Genomic DNA, 14,628 nt, shown 5'->3' with positions numbered 1-14,628 from the left:
TAGTATGGCGATGGATGAGGAGAGATTTGAACTCTCGACCACCTGTGTGTGAGACAGGTATCCTAACCAGGCTAGACTACCCATCCAGAAATGAATGCCCTTCTAGTGTTAAAATATGAAGATTAATTAACTTTTGGCTGTTGGATCATCGTTACGTTCAGGGGATAAATGAATCGTTATGCTCAGACAGTTATGTACCTTCACCATATTCACTGAGGTATTTATTTTGAACCTCAGATAATTTGTCTATGCTTATCCCCATTGCTTCTAACTTTAGGCCTGCTATAAGCAAATCTTGATCCCTATCGATCTCATAAATTTTGTTTTCAAATTTGCCTTTGTTATTAACAAGGTTAAGCACCGATAAGAACTGGTTAGCAAAACTCATATCCATAACTTCGGAGGGATGACCTTCTGCGGCTACCAAGTTTACCAATCTTCCTTCCCCAATTACATTAATCTTTGAATCATTTTTCAAAATAAATTGTTCTACATTTTCATTTACATGCTTTGAACTTTTAGCCAAACCTTTAATCTCCTCAATGGAAATCTCCACATTAAAGTGTCCTGCATTAGCTAGGATCACGCCATCCTTCATTTTTTCAATATGCGAACCAACTATAACATCTTTACAACCTGTTGATGTAATAAATAAATCACCAATAGATGCTGCTTCTTCCATTGGGGCAACTATAAAGCCATCCATCTTTGCCTTTAAGGCATTTATTGGATCGATTTCAGTAACAATTACCGATGCACCAAATCCTCTAGCCCTGCTTGCGATCCCCTTTCCGACATGTCCGTAACCAGCAACGACCACTGCTTTACCAGCAATTAATACATTAGTTGCCCGAATGATACCATCGAGAGCAGATTGGCCCGTACCGTAAACATTATCAAAGTCATGTTTGGTTTCAGCATCATTAACAGCTACTATAGGGTAACTAAGTTTTGATGTTTTTTCAAGAGCTTTTAATCTTAAAACTCCAGTAGTAGTTTCCTCTGTCCCTCCAATGATATTCTTTCCATATTTTTCAAATGCTTTATGAAATTCAATTGTCAGGTCGGCACCATCATCAATCGTAATATCAGGGTTGAACTTTAGGACTGAGTATATATCTTCATAATATTCGCTAGTTGTCACTCCCCTGCTTGCGAAAATGGACAATTCTTCGTCTCTTACGAGTGAGGCAGCAATATCGTCATTAGTACTTAAGGGATTACATCCCGACCATGCTATTTTGGCTCCAGCTGCTGCAAGTGTTTTAGTTAAAACGGCTGTTTCCTTAGTTACGTGCAAACAACCACCAACCACAAGATCCTTTAGCGGTTTTGATTCTTTATATTTATTTTTTAGAGATAATAGTACGGGCATATTCGCTTCAGCCCATTCGATTTTTTTTTTACCTTTATCTGCTAAGGAAATATCCTTAATTCTATATTCCATAGGTAAAAAAATATACAGACCTTATATTACTTTAACACAATAGTTGAGGCTCAAAAAATCATTTTTTGAGAAAGAAACACCCAAGGTGGCTAGTTCCTTGATTGGAAAGGTTTTAGTCAAGTACACGCACTTTATGGGCAACTATTTCAAGATCAGCGGAATAATTACAGAAACGGAGGCATATGGTTACACAGATGACCCCGCAAGCCACGCATATAAAAAAATGACTCCTAGAAATGCCTCAATGTTCGGAGAGGTAGGCCGACTTTATATATACTTCATTTATGGGAATCATCATTGTCTCAATATTGTGGCAAGGAATCAAAATCAATTGGCAGGAGCAGTCCTAATCCGATCGATAGAGCCCTTTGAAGGAATTAATTTAATGAAGTTATTCAGGAAGACTGAAAATTTATATAATTTGACTACGGGACCGGGAAGATTGACTCAGGCATTCAAGATTACCATCAAACATAACAATCTCGATGTAACCGATCATTCAATAAATAACTATTTCTATGTCGAGGAGAACGAGTATCTTTCTTCAACTAATCGATTCAGAGTCTCTCAAACTATTAGGATTGGCATCTCAACGGGTATTGAAAAAAAATGGAGATTCATTATGCTAAGACAAGACCTAAACAGCTTGCGCTATCAACCAAGCAAGTTTTTGTCTCGAAGCTAAAATATAATTACTAAACAGATTAAATCCATAGACTTTATTCAATATATAGCTGCTTGGAAATTATTCTAAAATGCCGCTGAAAGATTTCTTAGTACCTGAAGAACAAGTGAAATTTATCTGTCGAAGAGAAATCGAATATGCAAACAAAAAGTATGACTTGTTTATCACAAACAAGAGAATCTTATTATACAGGGAAAGTGGGTTCATAAATAAATCCGAGGATGTTATTTGTGAAAAAATTGAAAGATTGCAAGGATTAGAATACAAAGAAAAAGGTGGGTTATTAAATCTAGCAAAAATATCCATTAATGGCGGAATCAAGTTAGACATTAAAGGGCCATCAAATGAAGTAAGAAACATGTTCAAGATTCTTGAATGCTTAATTAATTCAAAATAACTAATTAAAATGAATTAGGACATAACTGTGCTTACAAGGGACCTTAATTCATCCAGTTTATCGTTGTTGTTATCGTTGTTGTTATCGTTGTTGTTATCGTTGTTGTTATCGTTGTTGTTATCGTTGTTGTTATCGTTGTTGTTATCGTTGTTGTTATCGTTGTTGTTATCGTTGTTGTTATCGTTGTTGTTATCGTTGTTGTTATCGTTGTTGTTATCCTCAATCTCAGCTGGATCTGCACTAAGTAGTTTAGCCAGATTAGTTTGAATTAAATCAGAAAGGTTCCGATCATTATTTTTCTCAGCAGATTCATGAAGTTTACGTTCTAAATTATCTTCTTCATCTGATTGGATTGGTTTTGTACTTATTTTCTTCAATGGGCTTGCAAGAGAAGTGGAAGTAGGCTCGGAGCCGGCATTTGTATCATTCTGGCAACAGATGCTTTTTGTTGGAGTTATAATTTTTTTCTCATCTGTGTTTATTTTCTTCAATGGGCTTGCAAGTGAAGTGGAAGTAGACTGAGTTTTCTCTGAATCATCTGATTGGATTGGTTTTGTACTTATTTTCTTCAATGGGCTTGCAAGTGAAGTGGAAGTAGACTGAGTTTTCTCTGAATCATCTGATTGGATTGGTTTTGTACTTATTTTCTTCAATGGGCTTGCAAGAGAAGTGGAAGTAGGCTCGGAGCCGGCATTTGTATCATTCTGGCAACAGATGCTTTTTGTTGGAGTTATAATTTTTTTCTCATCTGTGTTTATTTTCTTCAATGGGCTTGCAAGAGAAGTGGAAGTAGGCTCGGAGCCGGCATTTGTATCATTCTGGCAACAGATGCTTTTTGTTGGAGTTATAATATGGGGTTTATCAACTGCCCCAAAAGATAAAGGGCTGAATACGCCTGCCAAAAATAGTGAAGGAATAATTAGAATAAGAATACCATAACATTTAAGGTAATGCATCAAGATGAAAAACAATCTATAAAATATAGGAGTTTATAATAATTGCATAACAAAATCATTTGGTTATGATTTTAAATAAGATTATGGTGTGATCTTGTAACAGTAAAGGACAGACATTAAAAGCATTACCAAAGCTCATATCTGATTGAAAACTTGGGAATAATGAAAAATTTTTAAGAAGTCTTTCCAATGAAATGTAATAGTGAGTTCACAAGCAATAACGGCAGATTCCGATATCAAAATCCTTTATCGACTTATTCAGAATTCATAACCTAATCATTCAGATTAAGGTCATTTGAAGCAGTGAAAGATTTTCCCGGTGGTTTTCTTTGACTCGGTATTTGCAGTGGTGCCGGCTCTGCCCAGTCATAATATTTCTATCACATGGACTGTTGAAATAGTAAGCTTTGAGGAGAACTCAGGCTGGAGAATTTCACCAAATATCTATTATAGAATTACTGAAAATATCTGCATCTTAAGAATGATACCTTTCCTAGTTACTATCTCTGAATCCTTGAGAATGCGTTTCCCGATTGGTATTGGATAATCCTTAATTTTTTTGCGATACTATGAAAGCAGTTTTAGACTACCAAATATGAGCAAGATCCCCCATATCAAAACAACACAATTATTGATTAGACTAAATAAGTCAAAACTCTAAATAGATGGAAAGAGGTCGAATGAAAATAATAATTACCACAATTGAAAGAATCATTTAGGAAATAGTACAAAAGGTTCATAGAACTCGATCTAATGCAATTAAAAAATAGAAAAAGATAAGCTACGTCAAGGTATTTTATTCATCCATAACTGCGATTTTTCCATACCGTCCTATATTAAGACTATTTTCGCCCCTAAAGGCTTGAGTATATCCATTCTCTATTGATATTTTATCTCCTTCTTTAACCATCTTTATTTGATCGTCCCATAACGATAGTTTTATGGTCCCCGTGTCGTCAGAGATCATTGCATCAGCTACAAGCGCCGAGCCCCCTGCACGTAAATTTACTGTCCTAGGTTCACTAATTTTTTCGATCTTACCTTCAATCGTAACATGCCTCATATCATTTGTTAGTTCATTTATCTTCATTGTCATCTTTTATTATGTTTAATTCTAATTAATATAAAATTTTATCATTTTTATTTTTGATGGCTCTTACCCATGTTCCAAAATTTATTACTCTTCAAAGATCAAAAGATTATAATACAGAGTTTTCTTCATTATTTTTACAAAGGAGGAGTCGCGTAGCCTGGTCAAACGCGCAGGACTCAAGATTATATTAAGAAATCCCGTCCTTTAGGGGTTCGTGGGTTCGAATCCCACCTCCTCCATCGCATTTTTAATTTTTGCGACGGGACAACTATAAAATGAAAAGTATTCATTTCCAAGGATTAGCACGCGGAGTAGGTACAAACCTACACGCTCAGAATATTATTTTTTTACGACGTAAAAATCATACGATTTCAATTTATTTTGTCTAATTAACTTGTAGAAATAGAACTCGATGACTGAATAGAAGGCGGGAAACGATTCCAACAGTCCTAAAAAAGGAGCAAGTATTAAGGTTTGAAAATGTAAAAATATGCGCTTCAATCTCCCAATTTTGGTATATTTTAGATTAAGAAAGAGTCCTACTTGATAAGACAATAACCAAACTGTGCTTGAAAACAGTAAGATTAGAGCAAGGGTACCGTCAAAAATTTGTATATCAAAAAGCGGTCTCAATATTTCGTTATATGAGCTGTTAATATGCACTATTCTATCAAACCATACGAACAAGTCAAAACTTATGTTATTGTTCCAATCAAAACTTGCATATGAAAATACACTTATTAATTTTGGAACATTAATGTAAAAGGCCAAGGCTAAGGAGATAACTCCAGAAACAAATCCAAGGAAAAAGGATGTGCATTTATATATTAATCTAATCTTAAATAGCCTTGAAAAATTCCCTATATTTTGCAAATTACCTATTACCCAACGCCTCCTCTGCATAAAATGATCTTTGATGTTCAGAGGTGGTTGTTCTAAGAGAATTCCTCCATGCCAGCCCATTGAATTCCTCCCATATTTCTTAAATAATTCATATCCAAATCTTTGATCCTCCGCCAAGATTGGTCCAAACTCCCAGCCAATTTTGTCCTCAACGTCAGATCGAACGAGCAGATTACTCCCGTGCATATGTATTGGTGGGGGATGATGCATATGAGTAACACATTCAAAACAACCAAAAGCTCTCATAGATTCTGCCAAAGCAGTTATCCTATTAGCCTTTTCAAATTTCAGTGGATAGAATATCGGGCCCTCACTTGCTATTCCCTTCTTTTCACGTATAAATTTTAAAATCGAGAGAATAGTTTGTGATACGACATAACTCTCATCATCCATATGAAAAATCCAATGGTCTGAATTCTGCTTTTTTAGTTTTCTTCTTGACTCTACCGCGAATTGCAGCGCTCTAGCTTTCTTGATGGCATCAGGTGAGAAGCTCTTTTCAACACAAAGCACCTTACAAGGCATGAATTCCAATGTTTCAATATCTTTCGGATCTTCAGTTACAACTAAAATCTCGTACTTTGAGTATTTCGTCGATTTACATGAATCAATAATCGATTGAATTCCACGTTTTACAACACTGGTTTTTGTAGCAGATTTGGTAGTAATCTGGAATATAATCTTTGGATCATTGGGAATTCTCCTAAGATCCTTTTCTATAAATTGTTTATTGTTTCTGACAAATCTATAGAATAATTTAACGGCGTTTGGAATAAAGAATATCCAAAGAATCATAGCTATCATTAAAGCAGCATTGTCAATCAATTAAATAACTAATATTATTATTATTTAATAATTTAATCGTTTATTTTTATCAGAATTTTATTAAAACAGACTTGCGGTAATAGAGGAATTACTAATAACATAGATATACTTAATTTTTGGAAAAAATATAAATAATAACTGTTATAAGTGATAAAGGATTGAATATAGTTTTATGCATCCCGAAGGCAAGGTAGAGAATTCAAAGCCACTAGTATGTGAATTTTGTAAAAGTGATTCTGTTATTTTTGATAATGTATCTTTCGAATATGTATGCTCATCTTGCGGTTGTGTATCAAGTCAAGACCCCAATTCTGACTCGATGGCAAGTTTTAGAAATAATTCCGGATATAATGACAGGACAAGAACAGGTATGCCTGAATCACTTGCAATCCATAACAAGGGGCTTTCGACATTAATTGGAATCGGAGACACTGACGCTAGAGGGAAAGCTTTGGATTCGTCTCAAAAAAATAATATCCAAAGATTAAGAACTTGGAACAATAGAGCTCAACTCAATGATTCTGTTTCTAGGAATTTAGAGAAAGCATTAAAACTTTTGAATAACTTTGGAGATAAATTGTATCTCAGTCAGGCAGTGATAGAAGGAGCGGCTTACATATATAGAAAAGCAGCGCTCAAGAAACTAGCAAAGGGACGTTCAACTCTAGGATTGGTAGGGGCAGCATTATATGCTGCATGCAGAGAAACTGCTACACCTAAAACAATTACAGATATCGCAACTGCTTGCAATATAACCACCAAAGATATAATGTCTCACTACAAACTGATACTAAAAGAACTCTCACTCCAGATGCCTGTCTTACACGGACCGGATTATGTTACGCTAATATGTAACCGCTTACAACTAAGTGAAAAGACAAAAAGAGAAGCTCTACGAATTTTTTCGCTGGTCCAGCAAAACAGAATTTCAATAGGCAAGAATCCAAGAGCTTTGGCAGGATCTATAATCTATCTAGCTTCCCAGAATTGCAATGAATTCTTAAGACAAGTAGAAATATGTCAAGTTGCAGAAATTTCAACTGTTTCATTAAGGAAAAGATGTAAAGAAATAAAGTCAAAGACAGAGCTTTAAGTTAGTCTATAACAAAAAAATACGCTAAGTTCGGCGGATAAATTCCTTAATATCAAGAGTTAGCTCAAGGGCTTCAATTTGTTTTTTTGAAATTTCTAGATATGAGGATTCAAACTTTGGATATGGATCTTTTGATGAGAACAGTGTTAGTACCCTGTTGTTGTGATTAAATTTATATCCCATACAAGGTTCATGGCCTCTTATTATCAACTTGGTCTTAGTATGATTGATCCAACTCATTGTAGTATTGATTCCAAAGTATTTACCTAATCCTCTATTTGAGACCTGCCATTCTCTATCGGTAAATTCCCGAGGATCATTCCAGAGTATTTCTTGCAATAATTCTTGGTCTGAATTCATGTTAGACATTCTAAATTTATAATTTCTAAGAAACTCATTATCCTGTATCACAGGTACACCTCCGTGTACCAAAAGAGAAAACCCATTTATTTCGCAAATACCAGAAAGTGAATCGAAAAATGGTATCATTGTATTGATATAGAGTGTCTTGCCAGAATCATCAAATTTGTTTTGCAGATCCTTGAGAAAATCAAAGGAGGAAAATGGAAATCGATGATATGCTTCATGATTACCTCTTAACATGAATATATTGGTAGGGAACATAGATTTAATACTACAAAGGAAAAGCAATACCTCCAGAGAATATTTACCTCTATCAATGTAATCGCCCAAGAAAATTAGTATGTTTGACTCGCTCTTTAAATACTGATAATAGTTGATCTTGTACATTATTTTTTTTAATGATCTAAAATCACCGTGTAAGTCTCCCACCACGACTAAATTGTCTGGAATTTGAAAATTAAGATAGTCACCTGAAATCATACCAACATCTGAAAAAAAACCATGGAATTTTTGATCCTTGTGAATTGAGGTAATCTTTTCTACCAGCAGTCTACTTTCTTCAAGGGTATAATCAAAAACCGAAAATAGATCTTCCATTTGATAATGTTATGCATTGATTAAATTAAATTTATTGATGTTTGCAGATAAAATGTGATCAAAGAATATGACGCCATTCCACGAATAAGCGAGATCTATCGAGTATAGTTTCAAACAATATGATATCACGATCAAAAAGTCTTATCAAAATATTTTTTCCGACCAAGTTCATTTCCAGGTGTATGCCTTTCTCTAAGAAGCCTAATTTCATATTCGTTTCCGGTGGCCTAATGACAATTACATTTATAGCAAAGCTGTGTTGTAGTAGATTTAAGAAGGATTCATCATTTAAGAGAGATAGTAAGTTAGATGCATTTAAAATATTTAGTATATTCGTTTCCTCTTTGAGATGCAGAGAATCATACAGTTTTGGATTCGGATCTGTCTGCGAGTTTAATGAACCTGTAAGTTTTATCTTATCATTAATAGCTCGGATATCATAGTTACTTAATTCTTCCTTCTCATGTTTGTTCCTAAGGACTCCGAATGAGTCTGTAAAATTAATTTCTTGTTTTAATAATTTGTCTATAACCTCTTCATTAGACAAGTGATAACTTAAGATTCTCTCACACAAATATTTGAAACCGGTTCCAAAATTATTTAGCATTATTTTGTTGTTAGTTTTGTTCATCCAGAAGCAAATTGGTTTTAATAATAATGATATTAACAATTCATTATTAATATTATCTCCTACAAAAATTGAGATAAAATTATTCTTTATAAAAAGTTCTTGTACATCAAAGTCATCAATTGTCTTAGACTTTGACTTGTTTGATTGTTTATTAACAATCAACTTTGACCTCTCATAGAAGGGCTTTATTTTTTCAAGAGTTGAAAATAAGTTTAAATCCTTAATCAAGTCGGACGTATAAAAAACGCCGCCATATAATGAATAAGAATAACTGCTACATCTAATGGATAACCCTCGGAGTTTATTTATTGTCAATTGTCTGTTGCTAGTAGAATCCGAAATACTGTTATCCAAAGTAACAACTCCATCAACAATTGAATCCAAAATTCCAAGATCGAAAGTTTCGCTTAGAAAGATTAGTTTAGCTCCTGCCCTCTCTCTCCAAATCTGCAACACTCTCTCATTATTTAGTCTCGACTCTCGATCCATAAATGATGCAATAGTGTCCCATGTATCGATTATTATTACTGGAGATTTTACATCCATTAATTGATTAGTGATTCTTTCAAATAATGATTCTGGTTCATCTAGGCGCGCGTCTTCAAATCTATAACCAGACTTATTCTCATCTTTCGAGAAAAATTTTTCAACCCACGGGTAATAAAATAATAGTTGTTTTAATGACAGACGTGTAGAAATATAAAAGTAGTTACTACCATCGTTAAGATTGTCTAATAGAGTGAGTGCAAATGTAGTTTTACCTGTCCCTGGTTTACCTTTTATAAGTAACGAATATGATTCATTTTTGACAAACTTAAGGAGCTCACTTGGCAAATGACCCATTGTATTTCTCTTATTCCGTTTGGGTCTATCGACGTCCGTACTATTGATGCTATTGTCATCATCATTGGAAGAAATTCTGTTGCTCTCGGACATTACTTAATACATCTTAAACTAAGATATTCTATTAACAATTCTAAACTATCAACTATAAAAAATTAGTATACAAAAACCTACCAAGGATTCATATTTTTCTGAAATCTAATGGAATCGATTAAACCTTCGGCGTACCCCACACTTAGTATGGCTAGTTCAAGCCTCCCTTGGTTGTAAAAATTTTGTGCGTCAAGCAAATAGTTTTCGGCATTTTCAATCACAGGTGCGTAATCTTTTGATAGCCCATTTAACTCACTTTTAATAAGCTGATACATATTATCAACAGCGGCTTTAGTATTAGGAATGTACTTGTTCAGCATCCTGTGAGCCAATCGGTGAATACGCTCAGTGTTATCAGTTGGTTCATCTAACATACTAGTAAGATATCTGATCGCATCTACCTCGGTGAAGTGCAATCTTCCAGGAATAATAATCGAATTGGGACCACCCCTATATTCTAACTTCAATAGTGACTTGATTGTTCCAGAATTAAAGGTTGACTCCCTATGTCCTATTTTAGTGGCCACCATACCATATGTTTCAGTAGAAAAATTTAGGAGTTTGATTTCTTTTTCTCTCTCTAGTAATAGATCCATGACTCTGCTGGGCGACAAGAAGAATGGATCAGAAATTGACTGAAAATTATTTTTTTCATCATCATTGTTGTACTCTGTAAGTATTAGTGTATGCAACCCAAGGCACATATTTTCATATATTGTATTGTATACTGTAATAGAAGACATTGGATCGTCCATCATGGTGACCATCTTCCCAAATTTGTAAGGTTGAAGGCCGGACTCGCCCATTAGTGAAAGGATTCCAGAAGAGGAATGAACAACTCTAAATTCTATGGATTGTTTTTTTGCCCTCACAAGTAATTCGTTGTAAGTAGTTGCTACTAAGGGGTCTCCGTATACTAAGATGGATATAAGAGATTTTTGAGCATTTTCAAGAACCTCTCGTCCATCTTCGATAAACCACCTCTTAATGAACTTAATTTCAATATCGTTTCTTGATTTAGAATCACGTGAATTTCGCAGTAAATTTGACAGGTTCTGCATAAATTCATCTGAAATAAATCCAGTAAATCTTTCAACATATATTATATCACTGTTTTTTAATATTTCCAAAGATCCTAAGGATAAGGATTCGAACTCATTAATTCCGATGCCAATTATATACAACATTTTCTAATTCTTCCCGTTAATTATTCTAATTTATATTAATGTATGGTTCCTGCCACCGATCCTCATATCAGCTGTATGTATTTGATTTTTCTTGAAGATTTTTGTGAAGCCTGACCATATGAAATAATGCAGCTTTGTAAATTTCTACACCAGTCAAATAGTCGGGAACAAACACTTTTTCGTCAACTGTATGAGATGAATGAGGATCGCCAGGTCCATAAGTCACCACAGGAATGTTCAAAACATTTCCCAGGATATTCATGTCTCCTGTTCCAGTTTTCCTTAATAATAAGGGTCTTTTTTTTCTTTGTTCCAAAATGGATAAAACTAAGGCCCGTACCAACGGAGAGGAAACGTTAGCCTGAAAGGGTTCGGTTTTATCCTCTACTCGATACTTTATCTTTACACCTTTAATGAAATTTTTAATCTCATTTATGCGCATATCAATCAGCTCTAATACTTTGTCGCAGGATAAATTCGTTGGAATACGTATATCTATAGTTATTCTACATTTTTGAGGAGTAACATTATGACTTGTACCTCCATTTATTTCCGTGACGCTGTAACTAATCTGATCAGCTTTGCTTTTTGTGTTAGCTAATTCCTTACTCTGAAATACGCTTTTCAAATCATTCCACACATTGTATAATTCATCGATTGCATTTAATGACAGCCAAGGTGCACTCGCATGTGCACTATCATCGACATCACACATCAGACGGATTTCAAGACGACCTTTATACGAAATGGTGATATTTTCTATTCCGCTGGGTTCTCCAAATATAGCATAGTCGGGATTTAATGTAGTATCTTTTACCAGATTTTTTATTCCTGTGGCATTTCCCTCTTCGTCTACGACAGCAGCGAAAATAAATGTGCCTGCTTGTTTTGGAATGTCTGCCGCTGCCAATAACATTGAAATTAACGGGGCCTTTGCATCAGAAGCACCGCGCCCGTACAGATAATCTCCCTCGAGCCTGACAGGTACAATCCCTGGGACAGTATCCATATGGCCGCAGAGGAGAATAACCGGTTCTCCGTTTCCTCTAACTGCGATCATGTTTCCAACGCTGTCAATGTTAGCGCTCTCAAAACCTAAATCCATACAAATATCTTTCAAGAAATTGGCAAGTTGAGATTCGGACCTTGATGGAGTATAGATTTCCAAAGTATTTTTTAATAACTCTATAGCAAAATTTGGAGATACCATTTTTTAGATAATTATCTCTTATGAATATTTACCATATAATCCAAAATTAAACCGGGAATGTCAACACCAGTTACTCGCACAGTATTCTTGAATTCAGTAGTATTATTTACTTCATGAACAACTAATCCGTATTTTTCACTTTCCATTAGGTCCACTCCCACTATGTCACCCTTAAAAATTTTTGAGGATTTTATACAAATATCTTCTAATTCTGTCGTAATGGGACAAGGAGAAGCATGACCACCTAAAGCCATATTAGTCTTCCATTCATTGTTCCCGGAATACCTATAGATCGCGGCAACAACTTTATCACCAATTACTATAGCCCGAATATCTCTAGGTGGTCTTTTAATAAATTCTTCAAAATAATTAATGTGATAAATGGGAAACATATGTTCTCTATCTTCTAAGACTGCCTTCACTGCTTCCTCATCATTTAATAGCCCAATTAGTCGCCCCCAGCTTCCTACAGTGGGCTTTATAACTACAGGGTAACCAAATTTTTTGATGCCTTCTAGAGATGAATTAGTATTAAAGGCACATATTGCGGTAGGGGTTTGTATTCCATTTTTTTGGAGTTCTATATGAGAAATTAACTTATTGCCGCACATGAATGACGTATACAAAGAATTAATCATTCTTGCACCCAATCCTTCTAGTCCGGCCGTTGAATGCAAACTTCTAAAATAGCTTATACAACGTTGTAAAATGACTTTCTCCTTAAATCTTTTCGTATCTTCATTTAGGAAAAGTACAAGGTCTTTGCAATCAATAGGCTTTAGGTCCAAATCGCTTTGTTTTGCTTTTTCGATAATGGATTTCTCCTCCCAACGTATATTGTCAAAAAGGATATAGAGAGAAGATTCACCTTCCTCTATATTTATTGTCCCCAATCTTCTCCAACTACTTGCGCAGGCTTTATACTGAATTCGTCACCAGATTTTACCAATTCAAAACTTTCTCCGCAGTCAGGACAGGTAACGATTTCACCTTGCATCGAGTCAGCTGGTATTGGAATTTCCGCATCACATTCCTTACAATTAACTTTTGCCATTTTATTATTCCTTATTATTTTTGACATAATCCTCATTAAGTATTTTTCTCTCCAATTTTTCGTCTAAAAATAGTTCCAAAATATCACCCATCCGCAGCTCTTTCAAACCCTTGGCCAAACATTCTGCATTTTCTTTGTTAGAATCCAAACCAAGGAGGGATAATAAATAGGCAGAGCCGTTCTTCCCTGACAACTCCCCGAACACTATTTTACGACGATTCCCTACTTGTTTAGGTTCGATGATTTCATATGCTGAGGGGTTTCTCAGTATAGCTGCCAAGTGGGTGCCCGCTTTATGTTTATAAGCACTGTCCCCCACAAGTGGTTTTGATTCATGGATTGGAATGCTTGTGTAGTCGGATATTGTTCGAGACAGGTCCTTCAAGAGGTGCAGTCTAAAACTGTTATTGGATTTGTAGATTAAGTTCAAGGCAACAGCAGTTTCAGCTAAGGTAGGAATTCCAGTCCGTTCACCAAGTCCATCTATAGTTGTGTGAATTTGATCAGCTCCACCGTCACATCCCGATAATGCATTGGAAAGTGCCAAACCTACATCATTATGACAGTGTACATCTAAAGAAGTTTTAGAATTGTCTATATTATCGTATACCATTTTAACTAAGTTATACATTCCTCGTGGCCTCATGATCCCAACAGTATCTGGAATGCTAATTCTTTCTATTCCTCTCTGATTCATTTCTCTACACATTTCTAGTAAAAATTCCGGGTCGGTTCTACTGGCGTCTTCCATAGTAAAGCGCGATTTTAGGCCATGAGATTTAATATAATCAACTACCTCAAGTGCCCTCTGTTTCGCCTCTTCTCTAGATATTCGAAGCTTTGCTAACAAATGAATATCAGAAATTCCCATGTATGTTGCAACCCAATTGGTATCACAATCTAGTGCTCTATCCACATCAGATTTTATTGCTCTTACATGTGCTACAATGTCAGCTTTTAACCCTTGCTTCATGATTATTTTGGTCGCTTCGTGATGATCAGGTGAAACTATCGGACTAATTTCTATCTGATCTACTCCAAAGGAATCCAACATCCAAGCTATCTGGATTCTTTGTTTATTGGAGAATGATACACCGGGATGCTGCTCTCCTTCTCTAAGAGTAGAGTCTAGGATTCTGATTTTTTTCTTATCCCTCTCAGAATCATTATACTGATGAGCAAAATAGTTAGGGTCATCTGTTTTTAGTGACATTCGACATATAATATTACTATAATCGGTTATTTAATGTA

At 35.1% G+C, this 14,628-nt stretch carries 15 protein-coding genes, 2 tRNA genes and 1 pseudogene; 6 read left to right on the top strand and 12 right to left on the bottom strand.

Going from position 1 to position 14,628, the window contains the following annotated elements; translation table 11 throughout:
- Positions 1-11: 11 nt before the first annotated feature.
- Together AB0A59_RS05855 and ahcY are read right to left on the bottom strand one after the other, a co-directional pair.
- Positions 12-86 (bottom strand) — tRNA-Val (locus tag AB0A59_RS05855).
- A gap of 104 nt (positions 87-190) precedes the next feature.
- Positions 191-1,447 (bottom strand): adenosylhomocysteinase, encoded by a 1,257-nt coding sequence (ahcY, locus tag AB0A59_RS05850; protein WP_458747149.1) that lies wholly within the window; start codon positions 1,445-1,447, stop codon positions 191-193.
- Between the two features lie 43 nt (positions 1,448-1,490).
- Here ahcY and AB0A59_RS05845 point away from each other — a divergent pair, with 43 nt between their 5' ends.
- Together AB0A59_RS05845 and AB0A59_RS05840 are read left to right on the top strand one after the other, a co-directional pair.
- Positions 1,491-2,132: a DNA-3-methyladenine glycosylase gene (locus AB0A59_RS05845; RefSeq protein ID WP_458747148.1), complete on the top strand. Its 642-nt coding sequence runs from the start codon at positions 1,491-1,493 to the stop codon at positions 2,130-2,132.
- 70 nt (positions 2,133-2,202) lie between these two features.
- The gene (locus AB0A59_RS05840; RefSeq protein WP_458747147.1) at positions 2,203-2,529 is read left to right on the top strand and encodes a PH domain-containing protein; all 327 of its coding nucleotides are present in this window, start codon (positions 2,203-2,205) and stop codon (positions 2,527-2,529) included.
- A gap of 160 nt (positions 2,530-2,689) precedes the next feature.
- Here the strand turns inward: AB0A59_RS05840 and AB0A59_RS05835 are convergent.
- A pseudogene (locus AB0A59_RS05835) lies at positions 2,690-2,758 on the bottom strand (hypothetical protein); the annotation flags it as partial.
- A gap of 440 nt (positions 2,759-3,198) precedes the next feature.
- Between AB0A59_RS05835 and AB0A59_RS05830 the strand changes: the two are divergent.
- Both AB0A59_RS05830 and AB0A59_RS05825 read left to right on the top strand, forming a co-directional pair.
- Positions 3,199-3,468, top strand: a complete 270-nt coding sequence (locus tag AB0A59_RS05830; protein WP_458747146.1) for a hypothetical protein — start codon at positions 3,199-3,201, stop codon at positions 3,466-3,468.
- 336 nt (positions 3,469-3,804) lie between these two features.
- Positions 3,805-4,032, top strand: coding sequence for a hypothetical protein (locus AB0A59_RS05825; RefSeq protein ID WP_458747145.1), 228 nt, complete (start codon positions 3,805-3,807; stop codon positions 4,030-4,032).
- A gap of 249 nt (positions 4,033-4,281) precedes the next feature.
- Here the strand turns inward: AB0A59_RS05825 and AB0A59_RS05820 are convergent, their stop codons facing one another.
- Positions 4,282-4,575 (bottom strand): single stranded DNA-binding domain-containing protein, encoded by a 294-nt coding sequence (locus tag AB0A59_RS05820; protein WP_458747144.1) that lies wholly within the window; start codon positions 4,573-4,575, stop codon positions 4,282-4,284.
- Between the two features lie 144 nt (positions 4,576-4,719).
- On the opposite strand from AB0A59_RS05820, the gene AB0A59_RS05815 reads away from it, so the two are divergent.
- A tRNA-Leu gene (locus tag AB0A59_RS05815) sits at positions 4,720-4,817 on the top strand.
- Between the two features lie 100 nt (positions 4,818-4,917).
- Here AB0A59_RS05815 and AB0A59_RS05810 read toward each other — a convergent pair.
- The gene (locus tag AB0A59_RS05810; protein ID WP_458747143.1) at positions 4,918-6,306 is read right to left on the bottom strand and encodes a glycosyltransferase family 2 protein; all 1,389 of its coding nucleotides are present in this window, start codon (positions 6,304-6,306) and stop codon (positions 4,918-4,920) included.
- A gap of 172 nt (positions 6,307-6,478) precedes the next feature.
- On the opposite strand from AB0A59_RS05810, the gene AB0A59_RS05805 reads away from it, so the two are divergent.
- Positions 6,479-7,399 (top strand): transcription initiation factor IIB, encoded by a 921-nt coding sequence (locus AB0A59_RS05805; RefSeq protein WP_458747142.1) that lies wholly within the window; start codon positions 6,479-6,481, stop codon positions 7,397-7,399.
- 24 nt (positions 7,400-7,423) lie between these two features.
- Here the strand turns inward: AB0A59_RS05805 and AB0A59_RS05800 are convergent, their stop codons facing one another.
- From AB0A59_RS05800 to AB0A59_RS05770, 7 genes are all read right to left on the bottom strand, one after another.
- Complete coding sequence (locus AB0A59_RS05800) at positions 7,424-8,359, bottom strand: metallophosphoesterase family protein (protein ID WP_458747141.1); 936 nt, start codon at positions 8,357-8,359, stop codon at positions 7,424-7,426.
- A 58-nt stretch (positions 8,360-8,417) separates the two neighbouring features.
- Entirely contained in the window at positions 8,418-9,926 is a 1,509-nt protein-coding gene (locus AB0A59_RS05795; RefSeq protein WP_458747140.1) for an RAD55 family ATPase, read from the bottom strand.
- Between the two features lie 77 nt (positions 9,927-10,003).
- Positions 10,004-11,113: a diphthine synthase gene (gene dph5 / locus AB0A59_RS05790; RefSeq protein WP_458747139.1), complete on the bottom strand. Its 1,110-nt coding sequence runs from the start codon at positions 11,111-11,113 to the stop codon at positions 10,004-10,006.
- Between the two features lie 67 nt (positions 11,114-11,180).
- Positions 11,181-12,323 (bottom strand): M20/M25/M40 family metallo-hydrolase, encoded by a 1,143-nt coding sequence (locus tag AB0A59_RS05785; RefSeq protein ID WP_458747138.1) that lies wholly within the window; start codon positions 12,321-12,323, stop codon positions 11,181-11,183.
- A gap of 11 nt (positions 12,324-12,334) precedes the next feature.
- Positions 12,335-13,216 (bottom strand): lysine biosynthesis protein LysX, encoded by an 882-nt coding sequence (lysX, locus tag AB0A59_RS05780; protein WP_458747137.1) that lies wholly within the window; start codon positions 13,214-13,216, stop codon positions 12,335-12,337.
- The gene (lysW/argW, locus tag AB0A59_RS05775) at positions 13,204-13,377 is read right to left on the bottom strand and encodes an alpha-aminoadipate/glutamate carrier protein LysW (protein ID WP_144730454.1); all 174 of its coding nucleotides are present in this window, start codon (positions 13,375-13,377) and stop codon (positions 13,204-13,206) included. The genes lysX and lysW/argW overlap by 13 nt, the downstream gene beginning before the upstream one ends.
- A gap of 4 nt (positions 13,378-13,381) precedes the next feature.
- Positions 13,382-14,590 (bottom strand): LeuA family protein, encoded by a 1,209-nt coding sequence (locus tag AB0A59_RS05770; RefSeq protein ID WP_458747136.1) that lies wholly within the window; start codon positions 14,588-14,590, stop codon positions 13,382-13,384.
- Positions 14,591-14,628 lie beyond the last annotated feature (38 nt).

Source organism: Candidatus Nitrosocosmicus sp. T (genome assembly GCF_054408485.1).
This window is presented reverse-complemented; position numbering and strand designations above follow the sequence as displayed.